The organism is Actinomadura sp. NPDC049382 (assembly GCF_040677125.1).
Lineage (GTDB): Bacteria > Actinomycetota > Actinomycetes > Streptosporangiales > Streptosporangiaceae > Spirillospora > Spirillospora geliboluensis.
This window is the reverse complement of the sequence record NZ_JBFARO010000134.1, coordinates 1-21,525: the sequence shown is the minus strand read 5'-3', so window position 1 is coordinate 21,525 and position 21,525 is coordinate 1. Positions and strand designations below refer to the sequence as shown.

The 21,525-nt window shown below is 74.2% G+C and carries 22 protein-coding genes and 1 tRNA gene; 13 read left to right on the top strand and 10 right to left on the bottom strand.

Features of this window, described 5'->3' with window-relative positions; genetic code table 11:
* The 4 genes from AB0K34_RS39675 to AB0K34_RS39660 form a co-directional block, all read left to right on the top strand.
* Window positions 1-742: GNAT family N-acetyltransferase (locus tag AB0K34_RS39675; protein ID WP_364553883.1), on the top strand; the 742-nt coding region annotated here is incomplete at its 5' end.
* 106 nt (window positions 743-848) lie between these two features.
* A tRNA-OTHER gene (locus tag AB0K34_RS39670) sits at window positions 849-970 on the top strand.
* A 26-nt stretch (window positions 971-996) separates the two neighbouring features.
* Complete coding sequence (locus AB0K34_RS39665; RefSeq protein WP_138640539.1) at window positions 997-1,437, top strand: HNH endonuclease; 441 nt, start codon at window positions 997-999, stop codon at window positions 1,435-1,437.
* A 194-nt stretch (window positions 1,438-1,631) separates the two neighbouring features.
* Window positions 1,632-2,654 carry a hypothetical protein gene (locus AB0K34_RS39660; protein ID WP_240808419.1) on the top strand — a complete coding sequence of 341 codons (1,023 nt, stop codon included), beginning with the start codon at window positions 1,632-1,634 and terminating at the stop codon, window positions 2,652-2,654.
* 17 nt (window positions 2,655-2,671) lie between these two features.
* Here the strand turns inward: AB0K34_RS39660 and AB0K34_RS39655 are convergent, their stop codons facing one another.
* Window positions 2,672-3,727, bottom strand: a complete 1,056-nt coding sequence (locus AB0K34_RS39655; RefSeq protein ID WP_364553881.1) for a Gfo/Idh/MocA family oxidoreductase — start codon at window positions 3,725-3,727, stop codon at window positions 2,672-2,674.
* 130 nt (window positions 3,728-3,857) lie between these two features.
* Here AB0K34_RS39655 and AB0K34_RS39650 point away from each other — a divergent pair, with 130 nt between their 5' ends.
* Both AB0K34_RS39650 and AB0K34_RS39645 read left to right on the top strand, forming a co-directional pair.
* Window positions 3,858-5,504, top strand: coding sequence for an FAD-dependent oxidoreductase (locus tag AB0K34_RS39650; RefSeq protein WP_364553879.1), 1,647 nt, complete (start codon window positions 3,858-3,860; stop codon window positions 5,502-5,504).
* A complete protein-coding gene (locus tag AB0K34_RS39645) occupies window positions 5,501-6,967 on the top strand; it encodes an ATP-binding protein (protein ID WP_364553878.1) in 1,467 nt (488 codons plus the stop codon). Before AB0K34_RS39650 ends, AB0K34_RS39645 begins: the two co-directional genes overlap by 4 nt.
* Before the next feature lie 14 nt (window positions 6,968-6,981).
* Here the strand turns inward: AB0K34_RS39645 and AB0K34_RS39640 are convergent, their stop codons facing one another.
* Complete coding sequence (locus AB0K34_RS39640; RefSeq protein WP_171069447.1) at window positions 6,982-7,776, bottom strand: class II aldolase/adducin family protein; 795 nt, start codon at window positions 7,774-7,776, stop codon at window positions 6,982-6,984.
* A 126-nt stretch (window positions 7,777-7,902) separates the two neighbouring features.
* Here AB0K34_RS39640 and AB0K34_RS39635 point away from each other — a divergent pair, with 126 nt between their 5' ends.
* The 4 genes from AB0K34_RS39635 to AB0K34_RS39620 are packed head-to-tail and all read left to right on the top strand — an operon-like array spanning window position 7,903 to window position 10,229.
* Window positions 7,903-8,874, top strand: coding sequence for an RsbRD N-terminal domain-containing protein (locus AB0K34_RS39635; protein WP_364553887.1), 972 nt, complete (start codon window positions 7,903-7,905; stop codon window positions 8,872-8,874).
* The gene (locus tag AB0K34_RS39630; RefSeq protein WP_364553885.1) at window positions 8,757-9,005 is read left to right on the top strand and encodes a helix-turn-helix domain-containing protein; all 249 of its coding nucleotides are present in this window, start codon (window positions 8,757-8,759) and stop codon (window positions 9,003-9,005) included. The genes AB0K34_RS39635 and AB0K34_RS39630 overlap by 118 nt, the downstream gene beginning before the upstream one ends.
* A gap of 25 nt (window positions 9,006-9,030) precedes the next feature.
* The gene (locus AB0K34_RS39625) at window positions 9,031-9,900 is read left to right on the top strand and encodes an LLM class flavin-dependent oxidoreductase (protein ID WP_364553875.1); all 870 of its coding nucleotides are present in this window, start codon (window positions 9,031-9,033) and stop codon (window positions 9,898-9,900) included.
* Window positions 9,900-10,229: a multidrug efflux SMR transporter gene (locus AB0K34_RS39620; RefSeq protein WP_138641487.1), complete on the top strand. Its 330-nt coding sequence runs from the start codon at window positions 9,900-9,902 to the stop codon at window positions 10,227-10,229. The genes AB0K34_RS39625 and AB0K34_RS39620 overlap by 1 nt, the downstream gene beginning before the upstream one ends.
* Before the next feature lie 33 nt (window positions 10,230-10,262).
* Here AB0K34_RS39620 and AB0K34_RS39615 read toward each other — a convergent pair whose 3' ends face one another.
* The 3 genes from AB0K34_RS39615 to AB0K34_RS39605 all read right to left on the bottom strand — a co-directional run bounded on the left by AB0K34_RS39615 (window position 10,263) and on the right by AB0K34_RS39605 (window position 13,501).
* The gene (locus AB0K34_RS39615) at window positions 10,263-11,114 is read right to left on the bottom strand and encodes an AraC family transcriptional regulator (protein WP_364553873.1); all 852 of its coding nucleotides are present in this window, start codon (window positions 11,112-11,114) and stop codon (window positions 10,263-10,265) included.
* A 36-nt stretch (window positions 11,115-11,150) separates the two neighbouring features.
* The gene (locus tag AB0K34_RS39610) at window positions 11,151-11,900 is read right to left on the bottom strand and encodes a hypothetical protein (RefSeq protein WP_301176676.1); all 750 of its coding nucleotides are present in this window, start codon (window positions 11,898-11,900) and stop codon (window positions 11,151-11,153) included.
* Between the two features lie 191 nt (window positions 11,901-12,091).
* Window positions 12,092-13,501, bottom strand: coding sequence for an aldehyde dehydrogenase family protein (locus tag AB0K34_RS39605; RefSeq protein WP_364553871.1), 1,410 nt, complete (start codon window positions 13,499-13,501; stop codon window positions 12,092-12,094).
* A gap of 180 nt (window positions 13,502-13,681) precedes the next feature.
* Between AB0K34_RS39605 and AB0K34_RS39600 the strand changes: the two genes are divergently transcribed.
* Window positions 13,682-15,115: an alpha/beta fold hydrolase gene (locus AB0K34_RS39600; RefSeq protein WP_364553869.1), complete on the top strand. Its 1,434-nt coding sequence runs from the start codon at window positions 13,682-13,684 to the stop codon at window positions 15,113-15,115.
* A 4-nt stretch (window positions 15,116-15,119) separates the two neighbouring features.
* Here the strand turns inward: AB0K34_RS39600 and AB0K34_RS39595 are convergent, their stop codons facing one another.
* Together AB0K34_RS39595 and AB0K34_RS39590 are read right to left on the bottom strand one after the other, a co-directional pair.
* Entirely contained in the window at window positions 15,120-15,554 is a 435-nt protein-coding gene (locus tag AB0K34_RS39595) for a hypothetical protein (protein WP_364553867.1), read from the bottom strand.
* Between the two features lie 5 nt (window positions 15,555-15,559).
* The gene (locus AB0K34_RS39590) at window positions 15,560-16,177 is read right to left on the bottom strand and encodes a hypothetical protein (RefSeq protein ID WP_138641474.1); all 618 of its coding nucleotides are present in this window, start codon (window positions 16,175-16,177) and stop codon (window positions 15,560-15,562) included.
* 243 nt (window positions 16,178-16,420) lie between these two features.
* Between AB0K34_RS39590 and AB0K34_RS39585 the strand changes: the two genes are divergently transcribed.
* Window positions 16,421-16,906 (top strand): hypothetical protein, encoded by a 486-nt coding sequence (locus AB0K34_RS39585; RefSeq protein WP_138641473.1) that lies wholly within the window; start codon window positions 16,421-16,423, stop codon window positions 16,904-16,906.
* Window positions 16,907-16,983: 77 nt separating this feature from the next.
* Here the strand turns inward: AB0K34_RS39585 and AB0K34_RS39580 are convergent, their stop codons facing one another.
* The 3 genes from AB0K34_RS39580 to AB0K34_RS39570 are packed head-to-tail and all read right to left on the bottom strand — an operon-like array spanning window position 16,984 to window position 19,815.
* Window positions 16,984-18,030 carry an ABC transporter substrate-binding protein gene (locus AB0K34_RS39580; protein WP_364553865.1) on the bottom strand — a complete coding sequence of 349 codons (1,047 nt, stop codon included), beginning with the start codon at window positions 18,028-18,030 and terminating at the stop codon, window positions 16,984-16,986.
* Between the two features lie 41 nt (window positions 18,031-18,071).
* Window positions 18,072-18,980: an ABC transporter permease gene (locus AB0K34_RS39575; protein WP_138641471.1), complete on the bottom strand. Its 909-nt coding sequence runs from the start codon at window positions 18,978-18,980 to the stop codon at window positions 18,072-18,074.
* The gene (locus AB0K34_RS39570; protein WP_205719679.1) at window positions 18,970-19,815 is read right to left on the bottom strand and encodes an ABC transporter ATP-binding protein; all 846 of its coding nucleotides are present in this window, start codon (window positions 19,813-19,815) and stop codon (window positions 18,970-18,972) included. The genes AB0K34_RS39575 and AB0K34_RS39570 overlap by 11 nt, the downstream gene beginning before the upstream one ends.
* Before the next feature lie 170 nt (window positions 19,816-19,985).
* Between AB0K34_RS39570 and AB0K34_RS39565 the strand changes: the two genes are divergently transcribed.
* On the top strand, window positions 19,986-21,525 hold a 1,540-nt coding region (locus AB0K34_RS39565), incomplete at its 3' end, for a sensor histidine kinase (protein WP_364553863.1).

Here is a 21,525-nt window from a genome sequence, read left to right as displayed (position 1 = left end):
CGGCCGCCCCGGCGAGATCGACGTCCAGGTCCGCCCCGAGCACCGGCGGCACGGGCTCGGCGGCCGGCTGCTCGCCGCCGCCGCGGGCGGGCTGCGCGCCGACGGCCGCGCCAGCGTGATCGCGCAGGTCCTCGCCGGGACCCCGGCCGTCCCGTTCTTGGAGTCGCTCGGCTTCGAGTGCGTGCTCACCCTGCGCGGCATGGTGCTGCGGCTGGCGGACGTCCCCCCGGAGCGCGTCGCGCGCCTGCTCGCCGAGGCGCCCGCCGGGTACCGGCTGGCCCGCTGGCGGGGCGTGGTGCCGGACGCGCACGCGGCGGCCCTGGCCCGCGCCAAGTACGCCATGGCCGACCTCGCCGAGTACGAGGGCACGCAGTGGGACGCGCACCGCGTCCGGGAGATGGCCGAGGTCGTCGCCAAGCGCGGCGACGACCTGTACACGGTCGCCGCGCTGCACGGCGGCGCGATCGCGGGGTTCACCGAGGTCGTCGTCCCGCACGACTCGGCCGGCCGGGCCGCGCAGTACGACACGGCGGTCGTCCCGGAGCACCGGGGCCGGCGCATCGGCATCTGGGTGAAGGCCGCGATGCTCGCCTGGCTGGCCGCCGAGCGCCCCGACGTGCGCGAGATAGAAACGGACAATTCGGGCGACAATGCGCACATGATCGCGGTCAACGAGGAGCTGGGATTCCGCACCGAGCGCGAGTCCCTGGAGTACCAGGCCCCGGTGGCCGCCCTGCCCTGACCGGCCGCTCCGGCCCGAAAACACCTTGCCGCCGCGGCCCGCCGCTCGGCATTCTTGGGGAGGCCGTTCCGGGAAATACCCGGCGGCCACGGAATTGCCGAAGCATTTCCCCATAGTTCACCGGAAGAACGCCGCGCCGTCGGCATTCTCCATTCTGCTCCGTACTACGGATCCGGGAATGGAGGGGTTCGGCGCGGGAGGATCCGGGTTCGAATCCCGGTGGGGGAGCGGCACACGGGCAAGGAGGTGACCCGGTGAACGTGCTCGTCCTGAACGCGTCGTACGAGCCCTTACAGAGGGTGGACCTGCGGCACGCCATCCGAATGCTGGTGCGCGAGGTGGCGGTCGTCGAGGAGGCGGAGGAGGGCCGGACCTTCGGCCGCTTCCCGGTGCCGCGGGTCCTGCGGCTCGTCCGGTACGTCGCGATGCGCTGGCGGCACGGCAGGCGGCCGCCGTGGAGCAAGCGCGGCGTGTACCTGCGCGACCGGGGCCGCTGCTGCTACTGCGGCGGGCGCGGGAACACGATCGACCACGTCCGCCCGCAGTCCCGCGGCGGCGGCGACACCTGGGAGAACACCGTCCTGGCGTGTGGGAAGTGCAACAACCGCAAGGCGGACCGGACGGTCGCCGAGGCCGGGCTCCGGCTGCTGTGGCCGCCGCGGGTCCCGCGCTGGGAGGAGCTCGTCGGCCCCTGACGGGGCGCGTGACGGGGCGTGCGACAGGGGGCGGGACCGCCGGACGGCGGTCCCGCCCCCTGGGCGTCTCGTACCATGTGCCCGGTCTCGGTGACTCTCGCGTGACAGTGTGTGTTTTGGGAAGCGTCTGAGGCTAAATGGGCGATTGTGGTAGCGTGCCGCCAATCTTGAGCTTTGTTATCTAGGAGTGATCTGTGGCGGCCCTCGATCCCGGTGGCAGGACGGCCCGTGCGGCGCGCGGGCGCACGGCGAAGCGCCTGGCGGCGATCGCGCTCGCGGTGGGCGTGTCGGCGGTGCTGCCGCCCGCGTCCGGGGCCGCCGCGAGGCTCCCGCAGGAGCCGAAGGACCTCAAGAAGGAGTACGCCAAGCTCAAGGAGCGCTCGGAGAAGCTGTCGAAGGAGTACCGGGGCGAGCTGGTCACCCTGGAGGAGGCGAAGAAGGCCGCCGAGCGCGCGGGCGCGGACGCGGAGAAGACCGGCCGCGAGTACGACGCGGCCCGCGTCGCCGTCGCGCGGATCGCCTCCACCACCTACATGACCGGCCGGCTCGACGTGATCCCGATGGTGTCCTCGGCCGAGCCGGGCGCCGCCGTCCGCGACGCCGCCGTCATCGAGCACATCACCCGCAACAACGGCCGCCGCATCGCCGAGCTCGAGGTCCTCAACACCAAGGCGGCGCAGTCGCGGGAGGCCGCCAAGAAGAAGCTGGCGACGGTGAAGAAGGAGATCGACGACCTGGAGGGCCAGCGCGCCCGGGTCAAGAAGCTCCTCGCCAAGTACAAGCCCGAGGTGACCAAGGCCCCCGTGAGCGGCGGCGGCGCCGGGCGCCCCGACGGGGTGAGCGGCAGCAAGTCGCCGATCGTGGGCAACTCCATGACCTCGCGGATGCGCACGGTGCTGCTGGAGGTCGACGGCAAGTTCGGCCCGTTCCCCACCATCGGCTGCGCCCGCCCCGGCGACCCGCAGGACCACGGCTCCGGCACCGCCTGCGACTTCATGGAGAGCACCGGCGGCAAGATGCCGAGCGCCTCAGCCCAGGCCCACGGCGACCGCGTCGCGCAGTACGTCATCGACAACGCCTCCCGCCTCGGCATCAAGTACGTCATCTGGAAGCAGCGCATCTACGACATGCGCAGCAGCGGCGGCTGGCGCCAGATGGAGGACCGCGGCAGCGTCACCCAGAACCACTACGACCACGTCCACGTCTCCGTCCTCTGACCCGGCGCCCGATCGGGCTACTGAGGGTCGAGGTCGACGACGGTCCCTTCGCGGGCTGAGCGGGCGGCGGCCTCGATGACCTCCAGCCCCGTGATCGCGTCGGCGAGCGTGGCGGGCGGCGCCGCCCCGTCGCGCAGGGCGCGGACGACGCCCGCGTAGAACTCCTGGTAGGCGCCGGGCGCGGTGGGCTCCGGGGACGTCTCGCCGGGTGTGCCCAGCAGCCCGTAGGCGTCGGGGTCGGCGATGCCGAAGCCGGGGTCCTTCGGGGTGAGGCCGGCGCGCAGCTGCTCCTCCTGCGGGTCCATGCCGGAGACCGTGTAGGACGCGCGGCTCCCGAGCACCCGGAAGCGCGGGCCGAGCTGGGCGGCGGTCGCGCTCATCCACAGGTGCGAGCGGACGCCGCCGGGGTGGGCCAGCGCTACGAACACGTCGTCGGGGGCGGTGGCGCCGGGGCGGCGGGTGTCGATCTCGGCGTAGACGCGGGCGGGGCGGCCGAACAGCGCCAGCGCCTGGTCGACGAGGTGGGAGCCGAGGTCGAACAGGATGCCGCCCGCGTCGCGGGGGTCGGTGCTCTCCTTCCAGCTCTCCTTCACCTCGGGCCGCCAGCGCTCGAACCGGGACTCGAACCGCCCCACCTCGCCGAGCGCGCCGGACTCGATCAGCCGGGCCGCCGTGACGTAGTCGCCGTCCCAGCGGCGGTTGTGGAACGGGAACACCGGCAGGCCCCGGACGGCGCTCAGCGCGGCGAGGGAGCGGGCGTCCGCCGCCGAGGCCGCGACCGGCTTGTCCACGACGACCGGGACGCCGGCGGTCAGCGCCGTCCGGGCCAGCGGCACGTGCTGCCGGTTCGGCGCGGCGACCACCACCAGGTCGTAGTCGCCCGAGGTGCCCCACAGCCGGTCCGCGCCGTCCAGGACCTCGGCCTCCGGGTACCGCTCCCGCACGGCCCGCTGCCGCTCCGGGGAGCCGGTGACGACCGCGGCGAGCCGCATCCCCGGCACCGCGGAGATCAGCGGGGCGTGGAACACCGAGCCGCCGGTGCCGTATCCGATGAGCGCAACTCGCAGGTCCATGCCCCGATCATGACCGATGCCGCCGCGGCGGCCGGGCGGCGGGGGTCGGATCGGCGGGTCGCGTGCGCCGGAAGGGGGTAGGGGAGTCGTAGGCTTTCGTCCGGGGTTGTGCCGGATCGAGGGGGACACGTTGCCCAAGCCAGTGCTGCTGACCGTCGACGACGATCCGGGCGTTTCCCGGGCGGTGGCGCGGGACCTGCGCCGCAGGTACGCCGAGACGTACCGGATCGTCCGCGCGGAGTCGGGGCCGCAGGCCCTGGACGCGCTGTCGGAGCTGCGGCTGCGCGGCGACGACACGGCGGTGCTCCTCGCCGACTACCGGATGCCCGGCATGGACGGCGTGGAGTTCCTGGAGCGCGCGATGGACCTGTTCCCGTACGCGCGCCGCGTCCTGCTGACCGCCTACGCCGACACCGACGCGGCGATCCGCGCGATCAACGACGTCGACCTCGACCACTACATGCTGAAGCCGTGGAACCCGCCGGAGGAGAAGTTCTACCCGGTGATCGACGAGCAGCTGGACGCGTGGGGCCGCCTCGACCGCCGCCCGCCGGCCGAGCTGCGGGTGGTCGGGCACCGCTGGTCGTCGCGCTGCTACGAGGTCCGCGAGCTCCTCGCCCGCCTCCAGGTGCCCTACAGCTGGGTGATGGACACCGACCCGGAGGGCGCCGAGCTGGTCGCGGCCGCCGGGTCGCCGGAGCTGCCGCTGGTGGTGACCGCGGACGGGACGGCGCTGTCGGCGCCGTCGGACGCCGAGCTGGCCGCCGCGGCCGGGGTGCCGAGCACGCCGTCCACCGGGTTCTACGACCTGATCGTGGTGGGCGGCGGGCCGTCCGGGCTCGGCGCGGCCGTGTACGGCGCGTCCGAGGGGCTGCGGACGGTCGTGGTGGAGCGCCGCGCCCTCGGCGGCCAGGCCGGGCAGAGCTCCCGCATCGAGAACTACCTGGGCTTCCCCGACGGGGTGAGCGGGGCGCAGCTCGCCGACCGGGCCCGCCGGCAGGCCGACCGGTTCGGCGCCGAGCTGCTGCAGGCCGGCGAGGTCGTCGGGCTGGAGTCGCGCGGCACCGCGCGGGTGGTGCGGCTGTCGGACGGCACGGAGATCGCCGCGCACGCCGTCATCCTCGCCAGCGGCGTGTCCTACCGGCGCCTCAACGCCGAGGGCGTGGAGGACTTCGTCGGGCGGGGCGTGTTCTACGGCGCCGCGCTCACCGAGGCGCCGTCCTGCGAGGACGAGGAGGTCGCCGTCGTCGGCGGCGCCAACTCCGCCGGGCAGGCGGCGGTGCACCTGGCGAAGTACGCCAGGAAGGTGCACATCATCGTGCGGGCCGACGGCCTGGAGAAGTCGATGTCGCACTACCTGATCGAGCAGATCGCGGCGACGCCGAACATCGAGGTGCACACGGGCAAGACGGTGTGCGCGGCGGAGGGCGCCGACCGGCTGGAGCGGCTCACGTTCGCGTCGGCGGCCGGGAAGAAGACCATCGACGCGCACTGGTTGTTCGTGTTCATCGGCGCGGAGCCCGGCACGGACTGGCTGGACGGGTTCGTCGAGCGCGACGCGCGCGGGTACGTGCTGACGGGCCCCGACCTGGTCGCCGGCGGGCGCCGTCCCGCCGGGTGGCCGCTCGTCCGGCAGCCCTACCACTTGGAGACGAGCGTCCCCGGGGTGTTCGCCGCGGGCGACGTGCGCTCGGAGTCGATGAAGCGCGTCGCGTCCGCGGTCGGCGACGGCGCGATGGCCGTCGCACTCGTCCATCGCTACTTGGAGCAGGCATGAGCACGGCATCGCCGGAGGAGCTGCGGGGGCTGTTCCTCTTCGAGGACCTCGACGACGAGAAGCTCGGCTGGCTGTCGCTGTGCGGGACGGTCGCCGAGTACCCGGCCGAGGGCGTCATCTGCGCGCAGGGAGACCCCGCCGAGTTCCTGTACGTGCTGCTGGACGGCGAGATGGCGATGACCCAGACCGTCCGGGGGCACGCCGTCGAGGTCAGCCGGACCGACCGCCCCGGCACCTACGGCGGCGCCGTGCAGGCGTACCTGGGGCACAAGATCGAGCAGAGGTACCAGCACTCGCTGCGGGCGACGCGCCCGGCGCGGGTGTTCGTGCTGCCCGCGCTGAAGTTCGCCAAGGCCGTCCGCAAGTGGTTCCCGATGGCCACGCACCTGCTGGAGGGCATCTTCTTCGGGATGACCAACGCGCGGCGGATCGTCGACCAGCGCGAGCGCCTCACCGCGCTCGGCACGATCACGGCCGGGCTCACCCATGAGCTGAACAACCCGGCCGCGGCCGCCGCGCGGGCCAGCGCGGAGCTCGGCGAGCGGCTGCTCGGCGCGCAGCGCGGCCTCGCCGACCTCGCAGCGCAGGGCGTCGACTGCACGCATCTGAGCGCGCTCGTGTCGCTGCGCCCGGCGCTGCCCGCGCCGCCGGCCGGCGGCCGGCGCAGCCCGCTGGAGGTCAGCGACGCCGAGGACGAGCTGGGCGACTGGCTGGAGGAGCACGGCGTCCCCGACGCCTGGGACCTCGCGCCGGGCCTGGTCGCCGCCGGGGTCGGGACCGAGCAGGCGGAGGAGGTCGAGCGGGCGGCCGGCGGGCACCTGCCGGCGGCGATGCGCTGGCTCGCCGAGGTGATGGAGGTGACGCAGCTCCAGACGGAGATCTCCGAGGCGATGGGCCGCATCACCGCGCTGCTGGACTCGGCGCGCCAGTACTCCCAGCTCGACCGCGCCCCCTACGGCCGGGCCGACCTGCGCGAGCTGCTGGACAGCACGCTGACCATGCTGAAGCGCAAGATCGGCCCGGACGTGACCGTGAAGCTCGACTACGACCCGGAGCTGCCGCCCGTGCCGGTGTTCGCGGCGGAGCTGAACCAGGTCTGGACGAACCTGATCGTCAACGCGCTCTACGCGATGCAGGGCGCGGGCACGCTGACCATCCGGACGGCGCGCGTGAACGACCACGCGCTCGTGGAGATCGGCGACACCGGGACGGGCATCCCCGACGAGGACGTCGACCGGATCTTCACGCCGTTCTTCACCACCAAGCCGGTCGGGCAGGGCACCGGGCTCGGCCTGGACATCTCCTGGCGGATCGTCGCCGACCGCCACGGCGGCGACATCAAGGTGGCGTCCTCCCTGCCGGGCGACACCCGCTTCCAGGTCCTGCTCCCGCTCACCGAGCCCGCCGCCGAGAACTCCGGCGACGGGTCCGGCGGGGCGGCCGGTGAGGGCTCCACGGGGTAGGCCGGGAGCACGGGCTACTCGAAGAGGTCGGGCTGCTCGCGGGTGATCTGGTCGTAGAGCGGCTGGTAGTTGATCCAGCCGACCAGGTCGTTGCCGATCTGCTCGTGGGTGAGGGCGGCGTTGTCGTGCTCGATCGGGACGACCTGCCCGGCGGCCTTGGCGAGGAGCTGCACCTGGCAGGAGCGCTCCATCGTGATGAACCACCAGGCCGCGGCGTCCACGGTGTCGCCGACGGTGAGCAGCCCGTGGTTGCGCAGGATGACGGCCTTGTGGCCGCCGAGGGCGGCGGCGATGCGCTTGCCCTCCTCCAGGTCGGTGACGACGCCGGTGTAGTCGTCGAACAGGCCGTGGTCCTGGTAGAACGCGCACACGTCCTGCGTGATCGGCTCCAGCTTCTGGCCGAGCGCCGACATCGCGCGGCCGTAGGTGGAGTGGCTGTGCGCGGCGGCGACCACGTCCGGGCGGGCCTGGTGCACCTGCGAGTGGATCGCGAACGCGGCCTCGTTCACCGGGTAGCGGCCCTCGACGACCTTGCCCTCGTGGTTCACCAGGATCAGGTCGCTGACCTTGATGTGCTTGAACGACATGCCGAACGGGTTGACCCAGAAGTGGTCGGTGCGCTCGGGGTCGCGGGCGGTGATGTGCCCGGCCACGCCCTCCTCGAACCCGAACTTGCCGAAGATGCGCAGCGCGGCGGCCAGCCGCTCCTTGCGGTGCCGGCGCTCGTCCGCGACGTCGTCGAACGCGGGCGGCAGCCGGAAGATCAGGTCGGTCGGCAGCTTCTCCAGGAACTCGTCCTCGTCGGACATCGGGGCCTCCTCGCCTCAGCCTGCCCCCACCGAACACCATGCGGCGGCGGCCCGGCTAGACCGGCGGCGCCCAAGCCGCGCGGGGCCGGTTGTCCGGCCGGGACAACGGGGGCGCAGAATGGGGGGATGGAGCCCGGCGCGGGCGACCGGTTCCTCCGGTTGCTGATCGAGCACGGCGACGACCCGGCGCTGCTGGAGGCGACGGTGCGCGCCGCCCGCGGCCGGTCGGAGCTGGTGGCGGCGCTGCCCGAGGAGGAGACCCGGCGGCACACCCGCGCGCTCGTGCGCGGCGTCGTGTCCGCGCTGCGCGGCGGCGGCCCGAGCGAGGAGGTGCTCGCGGCGGCGGCGCGGCTCGGCTCGGACCGCGCCCGGCAGGGGGTGCCGGTCGAGGCGTTCCTGGACGGCTTCCAGGCGGGCCGCGCCCACCTCGTCCGGACGGTCGTCGCCGGCGGCCGCCGGCTGGGCGTCCCCGACGCCGAGCTGCTGGACGGGGTGACCCGCATCGACGAGATCACCACGGCGCTCGTCCACCGGATGGTGCAGGCGCACCGGGTCGCCGAGCTGGAGCTGGCCCGCACCGCGCGGGAGACCCGCGGCCAGCTGCTCCGGCGGCTGCTGCACGGGGAGGCGGTCGCGGTCCGCGCGCCGCTCGACCCGGCCGCCGCGTACCACTGCGTGGTGTCGGACGTGAGCGACCCCGAGGTGGCGGCGCGGCTGGAGGAGGAGCTGACCGCCGCGGCGCCCGGCCTGTGCGGGCTCGTGGACGGCCGGTTCGCCGCCCTCGTCCCGCGCCTGCCGGACCCGGTGCCGTCCGGCCCGCCGGGGTCGCGCCGATGTACCGGCTCGGGCGCCGCGCGCTGCGGGCGGGCGCCGCCGCGGGCCTCACCGGGAGGCGGGAGCTGGCCGACCTGGCGCTGCTCACCGTCACCGCGGCCGAGCCGGAGCTCGGCGGGCTGCTCGCCGCCGCGCTGCTGTCCGGGCTGGACCCGGACGACCCGTTCCACCGGGAGCTGGCCGAGACGGCGCTGGCCTACCTCGACCACGGCGGCCGGATCGGCCCGACGGCGGCGGCGCTGCACGTCCACGGCAATACGGTGAAGTACCGGATCCGCCGATTCCAGCAGCTGACCGGGCGGCCGCTGCTCGACCCGGCGGGCGGCGCGGCGGTGGCGCGGACCGCGAACCGGTGGTGGGCCCTGCACCGCTGGCTCGCCGATGCCCGATCATGATGGAGCGAGGAGAACGGAGACACGGGTGAACGCACCGAAGATCGGCGCCGTGCTGTGGCCCATGCGGTCGTGGCCGGAGGCGGGGGAGCCGTGGCGGCGCGCCGAGGACCTCGGGTTCCGGCACGCCTGGGTGTACGACCACCTGGCCTGGCGGGGCGCGACGCCCTGGTACGACGCGTACACGACGCTGGCCGCGGCCGCCGCGGTCACCTCCCGGATCCGGATCGGCACGCTGGTGACGTCGCCGAACTTCCGGCACCCCGTCCCCACCGCGCACGCGATCAAGACGATCGACCATGTGAGCGGGGGCCGGCTGACCGTCGGGATCGGGTCCGGCGGGACGCACCGCACCAGCGACGCCGGCGTCCTCGGCGGACCGGAGTGGTCCCCGGACGAGCGGGCGTCCCGGTTCGCCGAATGGGTGGAGCTGCTCGACCGGCTGCTGACCGGGCCGCGGACGACCTTCGAGGGGACGTACTACAGCGCGCGGGAGGTCGTCGAGGAGCCCGGCTGCGTCCAGCGCCCCCGGGCGCCGTTCCTCATCGCGGGGAACGGGCCGCGCGGGATGCGGGTCGCCGCCCGGCACGGCACCGGCTGGGTGACCAGCGGCCACGCCGAGGGCAGGGAGCCGCAGGAGGTCGTCCGGTCCCGGCTCGCCGCACTGAAGGCCGCCTGCGACGAGGAGGGCCGCAAGCTCGACGACCTCGTCCTGATGACGGGGTTCACCGGGGAGCCGTGGCTGGCCTCGCCCGGCGCGTTCGCCGACCTCGCGGGCCGCTACGCCGAGCTGGGCATCACCGAGATCGCGCTGCACTGGCCGCGCCCCGGCACGCAGTTCGACGCCGACATGAAGGTGTTCGAGGCCGTCGCCGCCGAGCACGGCGGAGCCGGCTGATGCCGTTCGTGCTGCTGGCGTTCGCGATCGCCTTCGAGGTGACGGCGACGCTGGCGATGCGGGCCTCGGAGGGGTTCACCCGGCTGTGGCCGTCGCTGATCGTCGTGGCCGGGTACCTGGTCTCGTTCGTCTTCATGGCCAAGGCGCTGACGTCGCTGAACGTGGGCCCGGTCTACGCGATCTGGTCCGCGCTCGGCACGATCGGCGCGTTCGCGGGCGGCGTGCTGCTGTTCGGCGAGCAGCTCAAGCCGCTCACGATCGCCGGCGCGGTCATCATCGTGATCGGGGTCATCGTGATGAACCTCGGCGGCGGGGTGCACCAGGGCTGACCCCGCCGGCCCCCCGCCGGCCCCCGCCGCCGGTCAGGCGGGCTCGGCGAGGGTGGTGACGCGCTGCTGCTCCAGCTGGCCGCCGATCAGCTCGGTCGGGGTGCAGCCCGACAGGGCGCGGAACTCGCGGTTGAGGTGCGCCTGGTCGTAGTAGCCGCAGGCGGCCGCGGCGTCGGCGAGCCCGGCGCCGCCGGACAGCAGCTCGAGGGCGCGCCGGAACCGCAGCACCCGCGCCATCACCTTGGGCGGCAGCCCCACCTGCTCGCGGAACCGGTGGGTGAGGTGCTTGCGGCTCCAGCCGACGTCGGCGGCGAGGTCGCCGACCGTGACGCCGGCGCCGCCGTCCAGCAGCCGCCACGCCCGGGCCACCTCCGGGTCGGGGGCGGGGCCGACGTCGAGGCGGCGCAGCAGGAAGGCGTCCAGCAGGTCGAAGCGGGCCGCCCAGGACGGGGCCTCGGCGAGCCGCTCGACCAGCACGCGCGCCTCGCTCCCGAGCAGGTCGGGCAGCTCCACGGCGGCGTTGGTGAGGCGGGCCATCGGCACGCCGAGCAGCGAGTAGGCGCCGAGCGGGGTCACGTCGAGCTGGATGCCGCGCTGCCCGCCGGGGCTGAGGTACATGCCGTGCCCGTCGTGCATGCCGGCCACGAACGACCCGTACGAGCGGTCGCCGACGCCCGGGTCGGGGACCGCCAGGTGCAGCGGCGGGCCCATGTTGAGGATCACCACGGTGGTGCGGGTGGGCAGCGTGCGCATCCGGCTCGGGGCGGCGAGCGTCTCCCAGTAGCCGTCGTAGGAGCGCAGGAACGGGCGCAGGGCCGGGTGGGGGCGCCCCCGCGCCAGGTACCAGCCGCCCCGGTCGGTGACCGCGACCGCTCTGTCGGTCATGCCCCCAGTCCTACCACGCGGGACCGACGGAACCGGCTACTCGTACATCTGGCCGCACACCGCGATCCGGGCGAGGTCGGCCCAGGTCATGGTCGTGATCGGGCGGACGTAGGAGCGGGCCGGCGGCTCCCCGGGCCGCGGCGGCAGCGGCACCCGGGCGCCGTCGGCGGCGTCCCACCCGCCGAGGCTGCCGGCCACCGCGCACTCCAGGTACGTCGCCGGGTCGAAGTTGTACCAGCGGGCCGGGGTGGCGCGGGCGCCCGAGCCCGGCGGCCGGGGCGCGTCCGCGCCGAACCGCGCCCGCGGTCCCGGCGGGTGGACGAGGAAGTCCTCCAGGTCGGCGATCTGGGACAGCAGGACCCGCTCCCAGTCGGCGTACCCCTCCGGCTCGGCGCCGGGGAGCGCGAGGTCCTTGCCCGTCCACGCGGGGTCGAAGGCGGCGGGCGGGGTGGTGGACGCGGCGGCGAACATCGCCGCGACGTCGTCGGGCTCCAGCCGGGACTGGCCGCTCAGCGGAGCGCTGACCTTCCACAGCGACCGCAGGAACGCCGACAGCGACCAGGACGCCGCGCGGGCCTCCTGGCCGAGGTGCAGGAAGACCAGGTACAGGTCGCGGTTGGTGCGCACGGCCGGCCCCGGCGGCCCCTCCACCCAGTACGTCTGCTTGTGCTGGACGCCGCTCTCCATCACCAGGACCTGCGCCAGCGCCGCGATGCGCGAGTCGTGGGCGGCCACCTGGAAGGTGTTGCCGAGGTCGTCCCGGCGCATGACGTCCCAGGTGTGCATGCGGCTCCTTCACAGGTCGCGGTGCGGACTCCACGGCCCCGCACAGAAAGTGTGCCATTCCGGACGCCGACCGCCAGTAGCGGCCATGTCACTTTCCGGACTCGAAGTCGTGGCCCCTCCGCTCATGCGGTACGCGGCGGAGACGGGTACCGGCCCGGCGGCGGCCGCCGCCGGACCCGTCCCGGTACCGCTCAGCGCTTGGAGCGGTGGATCACCTGCAGCTCGGTGAACCCGTACAGGCCCCACGGCCCGTTCTCGACGCCGACGCCGCTCCACTTGAACCCGCCGAACGGCTGGCTGGGGGAGAGCGCCAGGTGGGTGTTGACCCACGCGGTGCCGCACTCCAGCCGCCCGGCGACCTCGGCGGCCCGGTCGGTGTCGGTGCCCCACACCGAGCCGGACAGCCCGAAGTGGGTGCCGTTGGCGCGGGCGAGCGCGTCCTCCAGGTCGGTGTACCTCACGATGGGCAGCGCGGGGCCGAACTGCTCCTCGTCCACGATCCGGGTGCCGTCGGAGAGGTCGGCGAGGATCGTCGGCTCGAAGAAGTAGCCGGGGCCGTCGATCGGCCGGCCGCCGGCCGCCGCGCGGGCGCCGCCCGCGAGCGCGTCGGCGACCAGCTCCGACACCCGCTCGTACTGCGGCCTGTTGTTGACGGGCCCGTACTGGACGCCCTCGTCCATGCCGTTGCCGACCTTGGCGGCCTTCGCCCGCTCGGCGAGGGCGTCCACGACGTCGCCGTAGAGCGCGTCCGGCACGTACACCCGCTTGATCGCCGAGCAGACCTGGCCGTTGTTCTGGAACGCCGCGCCGAACAGCCTGTCGGCGACGGCGGCCGGGTCGGCGTCGTCCAGCAGGATCGCCGGGTCGTTGCCGCCGAGCTCCAGCGTGACGCGCTTGAGGTCGGGCGCCGCCGCCGCGGCGACGCGCTTGCCGGTCGCCACGCTGCCGGTGAAGCTGATCTTGCGCGGGACGTCGTGCGCGGTCATCCAGGCGCCGAGGTCGTCGCCGCCGGTGACGACGTTGAGCACGCCGGGCGGCAGCACGTCGCGCAGCACCTCGCCGAGCTTGAGGCTGGACAGCGGGGTGAACGGGGACGGCTTGAGGACGAGCGTGTTGCCCGCGAGCAGCGCCGGGGCGATCTTCCACACCGCGAGCAGCAGCGGGAAGTTCCACGGGGTGATCGCGGCGACGACGCCCATCGGGCGGCGGACGACCTCGACCAGCGCGTTGTCGTCGTCCTGGATGACCTCGCGGGGCAGCTCCAGGTCGGCGAAGTACTTCAGCCACACGCCGGCGCCGACGACCTCCATGGTCGCGTCGGCGAGCGGCTTGCCCTGCTCCAGGGTGAGGATGCGGCCGATCTCCTCGGACCGGGCGAACATGACGTCGGCCGCCGCCAGCAGCGCCTTGCGCCGCGCGGCCTCGTCGCGGCGCCAGTCCGCGTAGGCGGCCTGCGCCGCGGCCATCGCCGCGTCGAGCTGCTCCCTGGAGGCGTCGGGCGCCTGCTCGGCCACCTCGCCGGTCGCCGGATTGATCACCCCGAAGGTGCCGGGCGCGTCCACGGCCGCGCCGTCGATGGTCATCGAGAAGGTCTCGGACACCGTTGATCCTCCGCTCAAGGGGTTACCGAACGAGATTCAGTATTCACCTTCGACGCGCGTCTGACGAGACGTGCCGCGCCCCGGACCGCCGCCGGACCGCGGCCCGGGCGGGGCGGCGCGCCGGTGGCCGGATCCGGCGAGATCCCCGCCCGCGGCGCCGAACGGAGTGATGATCATCACATGCGATCACGTCTCACCGCGGTGTTCGCCCTCACCCTCGCCCTCGCCGCATCCGGCGGGGCGACGGCGGCCGCAGCACCCACAGCGTCACCGCCCGCGCCCGTACCGTCCGCGCGGTCCGCGCCGCAGCTGGCCGACCCGCATCCCTGCGCGGGCAAGCCCGGCTTCACCTGCTCGTTCCTGACCGTCCCGCTCGACCACCGCGACCCCGGCAAGGGCACCCTGAGGCTCCAGGTGGCCGCGGCGGACAACGCCCGCGCGCCGAAGGGGGTCCTGCTGTTCCTGACCGGCGGGCCGGGCCAGCCCGGCGTCCCGTTCATCGACGGGATCACCGCGCGGCTGCCGGAGCTCGCGAAGAACTACCGGTTCGTCATGGTCGACCAGCGCGGCACGGGCGACTTCGGCGCCATCGACTGCCCGAAGCTGCAGGCCGAGGTCGGCAGCAGCGACATCGAGCCGCCCGCGCCCGCGGCGGTCGCCGAATGCGCCGGCGTCCTCGGGGACCGGCGGCACTACTTCACCACCGAGCAGACCGTCGGCGACCTCGACCTGCTGCGGCGGGCCCTTGGGGCGCGCAAGTGGACCGTGGACGGCGTCTCCTACGGCACCATGACCGGCGCGAACTACGCCGTCCGGTACCCGCAGCACGTGAGCAAACTGGTCCTGGACTCGGTGCTCCCGCACGTCGACCCGCAGGGCGACGACATGCTCTACCTCACGGGCCTCCGCGCCACCGCGCGCGTCCTGCGGGACGCCTGCACGGCGGCGCCCGCCTGCGGCTTCGACCCGGCGGAGGACCTGGCGTGGCTCGCCCGGCACCGCGACGACGCGGTCCTCATCTGGGACATGCTGGTGACCTACGAGTTCCTCGACCCGACCTACCGGGACGAGAACTCCCTGCCGGGCGGCGCGGGCGACGCCGTGGCGGCCGTCCATGAGGCGCGCCACGGCGACCCGGCGCGGCTCGACCGGCTGCTGCAGATGCTGAACTCCGGCGGCGACGACGTCACCCGGTACAGCTCCGGCCTGCACATCGCGACGATCTGCGGCGACGGCCACTTCCCCTGGGGGACGTCGGAGACCCCGCCCGCCGCCCGCCCCGCCGCGCTGGAGCGGGCGCGCAGGCGCCTTCCCGCCCGCGCCACCTGGCCGTTCACCGCCGACACGGCCGTTGGCAACGGATTCGTCCAGGAGTGCCTGCACTGGCCGTGGTCGCGGCACACCGCCGAACCGCACCGGACGAAGCTCTCCGTCCCGGTCCTGCTGCTGAGCGGCGACCGCGACCTGTCCACGCCGCTCGAATGGGCGCGGGAGGAGCTCCGCAACGCCCCGCGCGGCCGGCTCGTCGTGGTGAAGGGCGCCTCGCACTCCATCCAGAACCGCGAGCGCGGAACGCAGGGGCGCGAGGCGGTCTACCGCTTCCTCAACGGCTGAGCCTTCACGAGGCGTAGACGCGGTCCAGCAGGTCCCGGTAGCCGCGCAGCGCCAGCCGGAGCCGCTCGGTGTCGGCCTGCCCGCCGCCGTCGAGGCCGTCCGACAGCGCCCGCCGGTGCGCGGCGATCGCGCGGCCGAGGGCCTCGGCGGCCTCGGCGGCCAGCTCGTCCGCCCGGCGGACCGCGGCGCCCGGATCGTCGACGAACGCGGACTGCACCTCGCGCCAGCGCTCCCGGAACCGCTCGGTCTCGGCCGGGTCGAACAGCCCGTCCGGGACCGCGGCGGGCTCGGGCTTCACGGCGGGCATGGGGTCCGGGGCCGTGTCCGGGACGGGCTCCGGCGCGTCCGCCACCGGGGGCTCCGGTGCGGGACCGGCGACGCGGGTGTCGCCGGGCAGGCCCGGGGCCGGTACTCGCTCAGCGTGCCGCCTGTGCTCCATGGGGGTCAGCTCCTCGGGGTCTCGGTGGACGCCGGCGCCTCGGGCGCGGGCGCGGGCCCGTCCGCGGCGTGCCGCCCGGCCCGCTCCCGGCCGGGTGCGCCGAGCAGCTCCTCGAACAGGGCGCGGTAGTGCACCATGGCCTGCCGCAGCTCCTCGGTGGACGCCTCCCTGGACGCGGCCCTGCCGCCGATCGCGTGGGCGCGCCGGTAGTGCTCCATCGTGCGGCCGTGCTCCACGGACAGGTGGGCGACCTTCTCCTCGAACCCGTGCGTGGGGTAGCCGCGCTCGCCCATCACGACCGTGACGAGCCCGTCGGCCTGCTCGACCGCCGCCGCCGGCGTGTCGACGAACCGCTCCTGAACGCGGACCCACTGCTCGTGGTACTGCTCGCGCTTGCCCGGGTCCAGCTCGCGCAGCTCCAGCTCCTCGTGGCGCCGCTCGCGGGAGAGCAGCTCCCGCTCGGCGGCCGCGCGGCCGCCCGCGTCCCGCACGGCCCGGTCGTACTCGGGGCCGAACCGCCGCCTGAGCCGCCGCGTCCGGGACCTGGTGCGGGCCAGGTGCGCCGCCGCGGCGAGGACGGCGACGACGACTACGGCGATGACGACCCATATCGCGGTCGACATGGTCTCCTCCAGCGTGCGTCGGATCAGGATGAGACCGCGATGCCCGGTCAATGGCGTTCAAAACGAACCACCAAGAAACGGTCATCCGCCGCAGGCCGGTTATGGAGCCGGGTGAGCTGCGGCTCTGGACAAGGTCATCTGAGTGGATTTACTGCGCTATGCCCGACTCGCATGTTGTGATTGGGGCGCTACCGGAATGATGCGCGCCCTGCGGCGGGCGCGCGCGAATGGATGTGATGCGCGGTGCGCCACGCGTTCGGCCTCGTCCTCGGCGTCCTGCTGACCCCAGCCCTGCTGTACGGCGCCGCCTGGGGCTACGTGCAGGCCGGCCGGTCCTTCGACGGCACCGGGCAGGAGATCACCGACCGCACCCGCATCTACGGCGCGTTCGCCCTGCTCGCCGCCGTCGGCCTGGTGACGGGCGTGGTCATCGTCGCGCGCTGGGCGTCGCCGCTGGTCTCGCTGGTGCCCGCGCTCGCGCTGCTCGGCCTCTCCGGCTGGTTCCTCGCCGACCCCGGCACCGTCCTCGACCTGCCCGGCCGGGTGCCGCCGGCGGGGGACCTGGACGCCGGGCTGCGCATGCTGCTCGGCTCCGGCCTGTACGCGATGATGGGGTTCGCGCTGCTGATGCCGGCCTGGGCGCCGCGCCGCTGGGGTTCCGAGCGCGACGACGACGCCGCCGACCTCGACTTCTACAACGCGATGGAGCGCGGCGGCCGCGCCCGCTGAGGCCCGGCCGCCGCACCCCCCGCTCAGGACCGCTCCGCCTTCGTCACCACTTCACCTTCGTCACCACTTCACCTTCGTCACTGCTTCGCCTTCGTCACGAACTGGGTCGTGTAGGTCTTCGACAGGTCGATCCGGTCCTTCATCTCGCCGACCTCGGGCGAGAACTGCGCGAGCACCTTCAGGACGTTCTCCGCCGCGTCCGGCTTCATGACGCCGTCGCCGTTGAACATGCCGCCCGAGTCGCCGATCGCCTTCTCGTACAGCTTCGGGTCGCCGCCGGCGTAGTCCGCCGGCATCTTCGCCGCGATCTCCGCCGGCCGGTGCGCCTTGATCCAGCCGAGCGTCTTGACGAACGCGTTGGCGAGCTTCTGCACGGTCTCCCCGTGCGACTTCACGTACGCGCAGTCCATGTAGAGGGAGCTGGACGGGTACAGCCCGCCGAGCGCCGCGCGGGTGCCCTCCTCGGTGCGCATCTCGACCATGACCTTCGCCTTGCCGGTGCTGACCAGCTTGGCGATGGTCGGGTCGGTCGTCATGCCCGCGTCGATGCCGCCGTTGTCCATCGTGGAGATGAACGTCTGCCCGGCGCCCGCCTTCACCGTCGTGTAGTCGGACGTCTTGACGCCGTTGCGCACGGCCAGCGCGCGGGTGATGAAGTCGGTGGACGAGCCGGGGCTGGTGACGCCGAGCTTCTTGCCCTTGAACGCGGCCGGCGACGTGAGCTCGCCCGCCTTCGACGCCGCGACCATCTCGGCCTCGCCGGGGACGTCGGCCATCTGCACGACGCTCTGCACGCACTTGCCCTTGGTCTGCAGGTGGATGGAGTGGTCGTAGAAGCCGACGACGGCCTGCACGTCGCCCGAGATGAGGACGTTCTCGGCCTGCGCGCCGGCGGGCTCGGTGAGCAGCCGCACGTCGAGGCCCTGCTCCTTGAAGTAGCCGAGCCGCTCGGTCAGCTTGGCCGGCAGGTAGATGACCTTGTCGATGCCGCCGACCATGATCTTGACGGTGCCGCCGGAGCCGCCGTCCCCGCCGGCGCGGGAGCCGCGGCAGGCGGACAGGCAGGACAGGGCGGTGAGGGCGGCGAGCGCGGCGGCGCTCGCCCGGACGGTGGTGCTGGGCATGGCGGTTCTCCGGTCGTGCGGGGGTGGAAGGGGAACGGGGTTCAGATCTGGACGTCGTGGCCGGAGACGGACGGGCGCCAGCGCAGCAGCCGGCCCTCCAGCAGCGTGAGCAGCCACTCGGCGAGCAGGGCCAGTACGGTGATGATGATCATCCCGGCGTAGATCCCGGCCGCGTCGAAGGTGCCCTGCGAGTGGTTGATGAGCAGGCCGAGGCCCTTGTCGGCGCCGGTGTACTCGCCGACGATCGCGCCGATGATGGCGAACCCGAACGCCGAGTGCAGCGAGGCGAGGATCCAGGACGTGGCGCTCGGCACCACGATCGTCCACAGCACCTGCAGCCGGCCCGCGCCGAGGATCCGGGCGTTGTTCACCAGGTTCCGGTCGACCTCGCGGGCGCCCTGGAAGGCGTTGAAGAACACCGCGAAGAACACCAGCACGAACGCCGTCGCGATCTTGGACTGCATGCCGAGGCCGAACCAGATGATGAACAGCGAGGCCAGGATGATGCGCGGGATCGCGTTGACGGCCTTGATGAACGGCGCGCACACGTCCGACAGGAACCGGCTGCGGCCGAGCACGATGCCGAGGACCACGCCGCCCGCCGCGCCGAGCGCGAATCCCGCGACGGCCTCCTGGAGGGTGACGGAGATCTGCTCCCAGATCGAGCCCTGCGAGGTGCCGTCGGTGAACCAGCCGGCCAGCCGCTCCCAGATCTTGGACGGCATCGAGTAGTAGAACGGGTCGATCCAGTGCCGGGCGGCCAGCTCCCACGACCCGAGCCAGGCCGCGACGAGCGCGGCCCGGACGGCGTTGATGCCGGCGGCGCGGCGCAGCCCGGCGGTGCGGGCCCGCGCGATCGCCGCGAGCTCGCCGCCGTCGCGGTCACCGGTCCCGGCCCCGGCCGGGCCCGCGGCGGGCGCCTGCGCGATGGTCTCCGCGTCACGCGGCATGGCCGGCCCCCCTCTCCCGGGTGATCTGGACCTCTTCGCGCAGCGAGTCCCACACCTCGCGGTAGATGTCGAGGAACCCGCCGGTGAGGCGGACCTCCTCGGCGTCGCGCGGCCGGTCGAGCGGCACCTCGAACACGGCCTTGATGGTGGCGGGGCCCGCGGTCATCACCACGACCCGGTCGGACAGCACGAGCGCCTCCTCCAGGTCGTGGGTGACGAACACGACGGCCGCCCCCGAGCCCGACCACAGGCGCAGCAGCTCGTCCTGCATCAGGCCGCGGGTCTGGACGTCCAGCGCGGAGAACGGCTCGTCCATCAGCAGCACGGACGGCTCGTTCACCAGGGTCTGGGCGAGGGCGACGCGCTTGCGCATGCCGCCCGACAGCTGGTGCGGGTAGTAGCCCTCGAACCCCGCGAGGCCGACCCGCGCGACCCAGTCGCGGGCCTGGTCGCGGGCCGCGCGGCGGGACGCGCCCCGGTAGCGGGGGCCGGCCGCGACGTTGTCGAGCACGGACCGCCAGGGCAGGACGGCGTCGTTCTGGAACATGTAGCCGACGCCGTCCGGGATGCCGTCCACCGGCCGGCCCTGGACGAGGACGCGGCCCGCGGACGCCGGTTCGAGGCCGGACACCAGGGACAGGGTGGTCGACTTGCCGCAGCCGGTGGGGCCGACCACGGCGACGAACTCGCCGGGCCCCACGCTCATGTGCAGGTCGCGGACGGCCGTGTGCACGCCGCCCGCCGACCGGAAGCGCTTGGTGGCGCCGTCCAGCTCGATGACGGGCCCGGCGGGCCGCTCGGTGCGCTCTTCTGGGGAGCTCGCTTGTTCGGACACGGCCGCACCGTACGGATGTGGCGCGCGTCACCGGAACCCTTGCCCGCGATGTGCTCGCAAGCCGCGAATCCCCACGTTGCGCGCGTTACCGCGACTTCTGCGCGTTGTGCGCACGGTTCCGCCCGCGGGGGGCTGGGCGGCCGGGCCGGCATCGATTACGGTGACACGTCATGTCCGTGCGGCCCCGCATCTCCTTCGCCCGGCAGGTGCTGATCCTGCAGGTCGGCGTGGTCGTCGTGGTGGCCGTCCTCGGCTACGGCCTGGTCGCGTGGATGCTGGACGGCCGGCTCCGCGACCAGTACGGCCAGCGGGCGCTCACCGTCGCGCGGTCCGTCGCCGCCGACCCGGAGATCCGCGACGCGGTCGCGGCCGGCGACCCCGGGCGCACCGTCCAGGACCGGGCCGAGCGGGTCCGCCGCCGCACCGGGGCGCTGTTCGTCGTGGTGACCGACCACCGGGGCCTGCGCCTGTCGCACCCCAACCCGGTCCGCCTCGGCGAGCGGGTGAGCACCGACCCGTCCGACGCGCTCGCCGGGCGGGAGGTCGTGCGCGTCGAGCGCGGCACGCTCGGCCTGTCGGCGCGCGGCAAGGTTCCCCTGTACGGCCGGGACGGCGGCGTCCTCGGCGAGGTCAGCGTCGGGTTCGACGCCCGCGCGATCGACCGCGAGCTCGGCCACGTGCTGCGCGAGATGTCGCTGTTCGTCGCGGGCGCGGTCCTGCTCGGCGTGGCCGCGTCCGCCGCGATCGGGCGGCGGCTGAAGCGGCAGACGCTCGGCCTCGAACCCTACGAGCTGGTCGAGCTGGTCCACGAGCGGGAGGCGGTGCTGCACGGCGTCGGCGAGGGCGTCGTCGCCGTCGACACCGAGGGAAGGATCGCGGTCTGCAACGACGAGGCGGCGCGGCTGCTCGGCGTCACGCCCGAGCGCGGCGTGCCCGCCGGGGACCTCGCCGCCGAGGGCACGCTGCGGGACGTCCTGACGGGCCGCCGGGAGGCCGCGAACCTGTTCGTCACGGCGGGCGAGCGGGTCCTCGTCGTCAACCGGCGGCGGGTGCGCCGCGACCGCCGCGACCTCGGCGCCGTCGTCACGCTGCGCGACCGCACCGACCTGGAGACCCTCGCCCGTGAGCTGGACTCGGTCAGCACCCTGTTCGACGCGCTGCGCGCGCAGCGGCACGAGTACGCCAACCGGCTGCACACGCTGTCCGGGCTGCTCCAGCTCGGGCACGCCGCGGAGGCCGCCGACTACGTCGGGGCGCTGATGGAGGACGCGGCCCGCCGCGCGCCCGCGCCCGACACCCTGCCCGACCCGGTGTCGGACCCCTACCTGCGCGCGTTCCTGTCGGCCAAGTCCGCGGTCGCCGCGGAGAAGGGCGTCCGGCTCGACATCGGCGCCGCCAGCTACGTGCCCGGCCGCGTCGCCGACGCCCTGGACGTGACGACCGTCGTCGGCAACCTGGTCGACAACGCCGTGGAGGCCGCCCGGCTCGGCCGCCGGCGGCCCGCCCGCGTCGAGGTCGAGCTGCTCGGTGACGGCGCCGACCTGCACGTCACCGTCACCGACTCCGGCGACGGCCTGCCGGACGGGCTGCGCGAGGCGGTGTTCGACGACGGCGTGTCCACCCGCGACGCCCCGGCCGGCCGGGCCCGCGGGCTGGGCCTCGGCCTGGCGCGCCGCACCGCCCGCGCCCGCGGCGGCGTCGTGGCGTTCG

What these genes read in the sequence shown, in the direction of transcription:
- AB0K34_RS39600 (WP_364553869.1), top strand. Translation starts at nt 13,682, where the DNA reads ATGCGATCACGTCTCACCGCGGTGTTCGCCCTCACCCTCGCCCTCGCC.
- AB0K34_RS39640 (WP_171069447.1), bottom strand. Translation starts at nt 7,776, where the DNA reads ATGTCCGACGAGGACGAGTTCCTGGAGAAGCTGCCGACCGACCTGATC.
- AB0K34_RS39575 (WP_138641471.1), bottom strand. Translation starts at nt 18,980, where the DNA reads ATGCCGCGTGACGCGGAGACCATCGCGCAGGCGCCCGCCGCGGGCCCG.
- AB0K34_RS39635 (WP_364553887.1), top strand. Translation starts at nt 7,903, where the DNA reads ATGGAGCCCGGCGCGGGCGACCGGTTCCTCCGGTTGCTGATCGAGCAC.
- AB0K34_RS39590 (WP_138641474.1), bottom strand. Translation starts at nt 16,177, where the DNA reads ATGTCGACCGCGATATGGGTCGTCATCGCCGTAGTCGTCGTCGCCGTC.
- AB0K34_RS39655 (WP_364553881.1), bottom strand. Translation starts at nt 3,727, where the DNA reads ATGGACCTGCGAGTTGCGCTCATCGGATACGGCACCGGCGGCTCGGTG.
- AB0K34_RS39595 (WP_364553867.1), bottom strand. Translation starts at nt 15,554, where the DNA reads ATGGAGCACAGGCGGCACGCTGAGCGAGTACCGGCCCCGGGCCTGCCC.
- AB0K34_RS39645 (WP_364553878.1), top strand. Translation starts at nt 5,501, where the DNA reads ATGAGCACGGCATCGCCGGAGGAGCTGCGGGGGCTGTTCCTCTTCGAG.
- AB0K34_RS39620 (WP_138641487.1), top strand. Translation starts at nt 9,900, where the DNA reads ATGCCGTTCGTGCTGCTGGCGTTCGCGATCGCCTTCGAGGTGACGGCG.
- AB0K34_RS39610 (WP_301176676.1), bottom strand. Translation starts at nt 11,900, where the DNA reads ATGCACACCTGGGACGTCATGCGCCGGGACGACCTCGGCAACACCTTC.
- AB0K34_RS39615 (WP_364553873.1), bottom strand. Translation starts at nt 11,114, where the DNA reads ATGACCGACAGAGCGGTCGCGGTCACCGACCGGGGCGGCTGGTACCTG.
- AB0K34_RS39580 (WP_364553865.1), bottom strand. Translation starts at nt 18,030, where the DNA reads ATGCCCAGCACCACCGTCCGGGCGAGCGCCGCCGCGCTCGCCGCCCTC.